Here is a 5,443-nt window from a genome sequence, read left to right on the forward strand (position 1 = left end):
ATCCCCGAGAACCAGAACCGCATCGCCGACAATCTCGGCCGCTTCATCGAGGTCAACTTTCTGGCGCCCGAACCGGTGCGTGAAAAGCTTGCCGAGGTCGATTTTTCGGCGCTGGTCGCCGATTGGCTGGCCGATACGGAGCGCGCCGCCGGCCTGTCGCGCTTCATCGTGCGGCTGGTGCCGCAGACGCTTGCGGCGATAGAGCAATCCGGCCTGCGCGGCTTCGTCACCAGCCGCATGCTCGAACAGATCGAAAAGGTGCCGCTGGCGCCGCTGGCCGCCGAACTGCTCTCGGCGCTTACCGATGATCGCCGCCATCAGAAATTGTTCGACGAATTCACCAAGGTGATCGGGCGGTTCCTCAATGACGAAAAAGCGCTGGCAACGATGCGCGAAAAAATCCGCGAGGAACTGCCGTCGCTGTTCAACCTGTTCCGCGCCGACGCCTATCTCCTGAAGAAGATCGTCGCCTCGGCGGGCTCGCTGCTCGACGAAGTGAGGGCCGATCCCGACCACCCGCTGCGCGCCGAATTCGACAGCTTCGCCCAAGGCTTCATCGATAAGCTGAGGACATCGAAACAATACGCCAAACGGGCCGAAAAGCTGAAGCGCGACTTCCTGGGCCGGCCGGAGGTCAAGGGATTGGCCGGCGACATGTGGGCAAGCCTCAGCCAGTTCATCGAGCAGGATGCCAAGGCGCCGAATTCGGTCATCCGTGCGCACCTCGCCAACATGTTCGTCGAGGTCGGCCGGCATCTTGCCGGCGATGCGCAGATCCGGGCCGACATGAACCAGGGGTTCGTGGTGGCGCTGGCGTCGTTCGTGGAGAGCCAGAAGGCCGGCGTGTCGACATTCATCGCCGACCAGGTCAAACGCTGGGACCTCGCGCAACTGACGCGGCTGATCGAGATGAACATCGGCCGGGACCTGCAGTACATCCGCTTCAACGGCATGATCATCGGCGGCCTCGCCGGTGTCGTGCTCTATGTGGCCGAGCGGCTGTTCCTCGTGAATTGATGCGCGGCCAGACTGGCGCTCATTCCTCCGCGTCCGAATGGACTCACGGCACGCGAGTGTTATTCTCCATCCGAGGGTGCCCGCATCCGCGGCAAAGGGGAGCAAACAAGCATGGCAAAACAACCGGAATCCGATTCCTTCATGGACATGTTCGGCAGGTTCGGCCGCGACCTGAAGGTGCCGAATGTCGATGTCGAGGCGATCCTCGCCCATCATCGCAAGAACCTCGAAGCGCTGGAGAAATCTGCACGAGCCGGTGCCGCCGGCGCCACCTCGCTGTTGTCCCGGCAGCGCGAGATGCTGCAGGATACGCTGCGCGAGGTCACCGAGATGGCGCAAAGCTACAGGGCGCCGGGCAATCCGCAGGAACTGATGGCCAAACAGACGGAGTTTGCCAGAAAGTCCTTCGAGGCCGCGTTGAAAAATGCCGGCGAAGTGGCTGAACTGGTCAAGAAATCCGGTGCCGAATCGGTCGACATCCTGCGCACCCGCATCAAGGAGGCGATGGAGGAAATCCGCGCCGGCTACGAGAAGAAGTAGCGGATGTGGCCGGGACCGGTTCATGGCTGCCGGCCGCCCTGAAGCCCGGAAAGCCCGAGTTGGCCTGCGACTGCGCCGGCGGCGTGGCTCGATTGCGGCCGAGATCGACGGAACGGATTCGCGCAGAGCGAATTGACAGAGGCCGTCAGTTCGTGGTCCGGAGGCTCTGGAAGCGATCGGGAAACCAGGAATGAACGAAATACGGCCTAAAACGCCGCCTACCTACGAGCAGTTGAGGACGATGGCCGGGCTGGAACTCGGCGTGTCGGAGTGGACGACGGTCGACCAGAACCGCATCGACCAGTTCGCTGAATGCACCGGCGACCATCAATGGATTCATGTCGACCCTGAAAGGGCGCGGCGGCAAAGCCCGTTCCGCACGACGATCGCGCATGGCTATCTGACGCTGTCGATCATCGGCGCGCTGGCGCTCGGCATGGGCATCGTGCCCGAGAATACGCAGGCCGCCTTCAATTATGGCTTCGACAAAGTACGCTTCCTGGCGCCGGTCAGGGTCGGCGCCCGCATCAGACTGCGCATCACGCTGCTGTCCATGGAGGACAGGGGCCCGGGCCAGTATCTGATGAAGGCGGCCAACACGGTCGAGATCGAAGGCGAGGAAAAGCCTGCCTTGACGGCGGAAACGCTGGTCATGCTCTATGAACGCCGCAAGCGGGCAGGTGCCTGAGCCTGTTTGGAAATTCTACTCTCTGAGCGGTGTGCGCGTCACGAAGCCCTGGATTCTGCGCGGCCTGTGGCGCGGGCCGAGAGCAGTGCGAGGAACAGCGCAGCCAGCGCCAGCACCGTCGCCGTCTGAAAGGTGACCTGCATTCCCCGGGCGGCGGCCTCGGAACTCAGAAGACCAATGCCTTCGTGCCCTTCGGCCGATGCGACGGCGAATATAGCGCCCATCAACGAGGCGCCGGTGATGAGCCCGAGATTGCGCGAAAGGTTGAGCAGACCGGAGACGACGCCGCGCTGACCCGCGTCAACGCCGGTCATGACGGCTGCATTGTTCGACGTCTGGAACAGCGCGTAGCCGATGCAGGTGACGGTGATCGCAACGACATAGCCGGCAATGCCGAATCTGGTCACGGCGAGCGACAGCAGGAACGTGCCTGTCGTGAGGCTGAGCAGGCCTGCGACCATCATCCTATGAGCGCCGAAGCGGTCGGTCAGGCGTCCGGCCACCAACGCCGACAAGGTCGAGACGAGCGGGCCGGTCGACAGCACCGCACCCACCATTGCAGCATCCAGCCCGAGCCCGCGCGACAGGTAGAACGGAGCCACCACCAGCGTCGCCATCATCACCGTGGCGACGACGAGGCTCATGGCGAGACTGGCACTCAGCTGAAGATCGCGGAAGCTGGCAAGCCGGATCAAGGGGTTTTTCACTCTCGCCTGCGCGGCGGCGAAAAGAAAAACGCCGGTGCCGGCGGCGATCAGCAGGCCGATGTTGAGCGTGCCGAAATTGCCTCTGCCCAGCGTCATCGCCAGCGCATAGGCGGCCAACGTCAGGGCCAGCAGGGCGGTGCCCACGACATCGAACGTGCCTCGGTCGAGCCGCGCGGTTTTATTGCGTGCCGGCAGGGCACGCCAGGCAAGAGCGAAGGTGAGCACTCCCAGCGGGACATTGACGAGGAAGATTGCCCGCCAGCCGAAGCCGGTGATCAAAAGGCCGCCGAGCGAGGGGCCAAGTGTCGTGCCGATCGCGGACATGGCGCCGAGCAGGCCCATGGCGCCGCCGATTCTGTCTTTGGTCACGGTTTCGGCGACGAAGGCCAGCGTCAGCGCCATCATCAGCGCTGCGCCAAGTCCCTGCACGGCGCGTGCGGCAATCAGCAGCCAGAGTGTCGGCGCCAGGCCGCAGAGCACCGATGCGGACGTGAACAGCGCGATGCCCCCAAGCAGCAACGGTCGGCGCCCGAACATGTCGGCCAGCCGGCCGACGCTGACGATCAGTGTGGTGATGGCGAGGAGATAGGCCAGAACAACCCATTGCACGGCTTGGAACGTCGCGCCGAAATTCTGCATCAGCGACGGCAGCCCGACGCTGGCAATGCTGGTTCCCAGCGACGACAGCAGTGTGGCGAGCGACAGGCTTGCCAACGCCCAGCCGGCGGATTGCATCCGTGGTGGCGCCGATGTCAGCGCGTCCGGATTTTGCTCAGCGATTGCCACGGCGGTCTCCTTCCATCAGTCCCACAACCGGAACTGCTGGAGATCTAGTTCCTTGGCCAATGTGGCGGAAGGCGCAGCATTTGCATCTTATTCGTGCGTTTGGCGCCATATCATGTCATGATCTGCCGATGACATCACCCGATCTCAACTTACTGTTCGCTCTCGACGTCCTGCTGACCGAAGGCAGCGTGGCGCGCGCCGCCAGCCGCCTACGCCTCAGCCCTTCGGCGATGAGCCGCACGCTGGCGCGACTGCGCCAGGCGACGGGCGATCCGCTGCTGGTTCGCGCCGGTCGAGGCCTTGTGGCGACGCCGCGTGCGGAAGAACTGCGACAGCAGGTAGGCCGTGTCGTCCAGGATGCGGAGGCGATCCTGCGCCCTGCCACCTTGCTCGATCTCCCGAACCTGGACAGGGTCTTCACGCTGCGCACCAATGAGAGCTTCGTCGAAGAGTTCGCACCTCGTCTCGTTGCCCGTATCCAGGCCGATGCGCCCGGCGTGCGGCTGCGCTTTGCACCGAAGTCCGACCGGGACGTCATGTCGCTGCGCGACGCGGCGATCGATCTGGACATAGGCGTCGCTGGCGAGACCGGCCCGGAGGTGCGCATCCAGGCGTTGCTTCGCGACCGCTTCATCGGCGCTGTGCGAACGGGCCATCCCTTGACCGAGGGCGCGGTGACGCCTGAGCGCTATGCCGCAGGCCGACACATCAGCGTTTCACGGCGTGGCCGCGAGAAAGGGCCGATCGACGAGGCTTTGAACCGGCTCGGGCTGCGGCGGACCGTCGTGTGCATGGTTTCCGGTTTCTCGGCAGCCCTTGCCATGGCCCGCACATCAGACCTGATCGCCAGCGTTCCGGAGCGGCATACCGAGGGCGCACGCGCCGGCATGCGCAGTTTTCCCCTGCCGGTTGCCACCGCGGAAGTCACTATCTCCATGCTCTGGCATCCGCGCCTCGATGCCGATCCGGCGCAACGCTGGTTGCGCGACTGTGTGCGGGAGGTGTGTGCGGCGTCGCGCTGACAACGATGAGAAGCCTGCGCCAACCGCCCAGGCTTCTCATCTGTCCAGTCTATTCGGTTTGGCGTTTCTGCAAATGCCTCAGTGCGCTTAGTGTGAGCGTCGCCATGACCGAACAGTAGGCGACCAGCGGCCACGCCGTGTCTCCGCCGAGCAGGACGACGAACAACGTGCCGAAGATGCCGACGACAAGGCTCTGGATGCAGAAGTAGAGTGCGACTGCGGTTCCCGCGACATCGCCAAACGCCTCGAGTGCACCGTTTGCGGTGACTGAGACGATGAAGACGATACCCACGGCAACGACCCACATCGGCAAGATAAATGTCGCGAAGGACGGCTGTGCGAACAGTTGCCCCACTGCCAATAGCGCCGCGCCGAACAGCAGCATCGCCATGCCCCTGATGGCACTGCCGGCGATGCCCCAGCTTGCAATGAACCTTCTGGCGAAGCGGGTGGTGACGATCATCACCAGCGCCGCGGTGGCGAAAGCTAGACTGAAGCCGAACTGTGAAAAACCGGCGCGATCCATGAGCACCCGTGGCGCAGTCGAAAAGAACACGAAGAAGGCGCCCATGGCGGCACTGAATGCAAGCGTGTAGGTCCAGAAGGCAAGACTGGAGAGAATGGGTCGAAGCGCCATTCGCCTGGTATCGCCATTCGAGGGGCGGGTTTCGTGCCATTTCGGC

The 5,443-nt window shown here is 63.8% G+C and carries 5 protein-coding genes and 1 pseudogene; 4 read left to right on the forward strand and 2 right to left on the reverse strand.

The features are described 5' to 3' along the window. The 3 genes from EN925_RS21410 to EN925_RS21420 form a co-directional block, all read left to right on the forward strand. Nucleotides 1–1,017, forward strand: a 1,017-nt coding sequence (locus tag EN925_RS21410) for a DUF445 family protein (protein ID WP_128336889.1), incomplete at its 5' end; no start/stop codon positions are given. A 111-nt stretch (nt 1,018–1,128) separates the two neighbouring features. Next, a complete protein-coding gene (locus tag EN925_RS21415) occupies nt 1,129–1,557 on the forward strand; it encodes a phasin family protein (RefSeq protein ID WP_127369835.1) in 429 nt (142 codons plus the stop codon). A 190-nt stretch (nt 1,558–1,747) separates the two neighbouring features. After that, the gene (locus tag EN925_RS21420) at nt 1,748–2,245 is read left to right on the forward strand and encodes a MaoC family dehydratase (protein WP_013531248.1); all 498 of its coding nucleotides are present in this window, start codon (nt 1,748–1,750) and stop codon (nt 2,243–2,245) included. Nucleotides 2,246–2,283: 38 nt separating this feature from the next. On the opposite strand, the gene EN925_RS21425 is transcribed toward EN925_RS21420, so the two are convergent. Then, entirely contained in the window at nt 2,284–3,738 is a 1,455-nt protein-coding gene (locus EN925_RS21425) for an MFS transporter (RefSeq protein WP_127369834.1), read from the reverse strand. A 128-nt stretch (nt 3,739–3,866) separates the two neighbouring features. On the opposite strand from EN925_RS21425, the gene EN925_RS21430 reads away from it, so the two are divergent. Next, nucleotides 3,867–4,760, forward strand: a complete 894-nt coding sequence (locus EN925_RS21430; protein WP_013531250.1) for a LysR family transcriptional regulator — start codon at nt 3,867–3,869, stop codon at nt 4,758–4,760. Between the two features lie 49 nt (nt 4,761–4,809). On the opposite strand, the pseudogene EN925_RS21435 reads toward EN925_RS21430, so the two are convergent. Beyond that, nucleotides 4,810–5,443 (reverse strand): annotated as a pseudogene (locus EN925_RS21435) (CmlA/FloR family chloramphenicol efflux MFS transporter); the annotation flags it as partial.

This window comes from Mesorhizobium sp. M7A.F.Ca.US.006.04.2.1, assembly GCF_004022915.1.
Classification (GTDB): domain Bacteria; phylum Pseudomonadota; class Alphaproteobacteria; order Rhizobiales; family Rhizobiaceae; genus Mesorhizobium; species Mesorhizobium ciceri.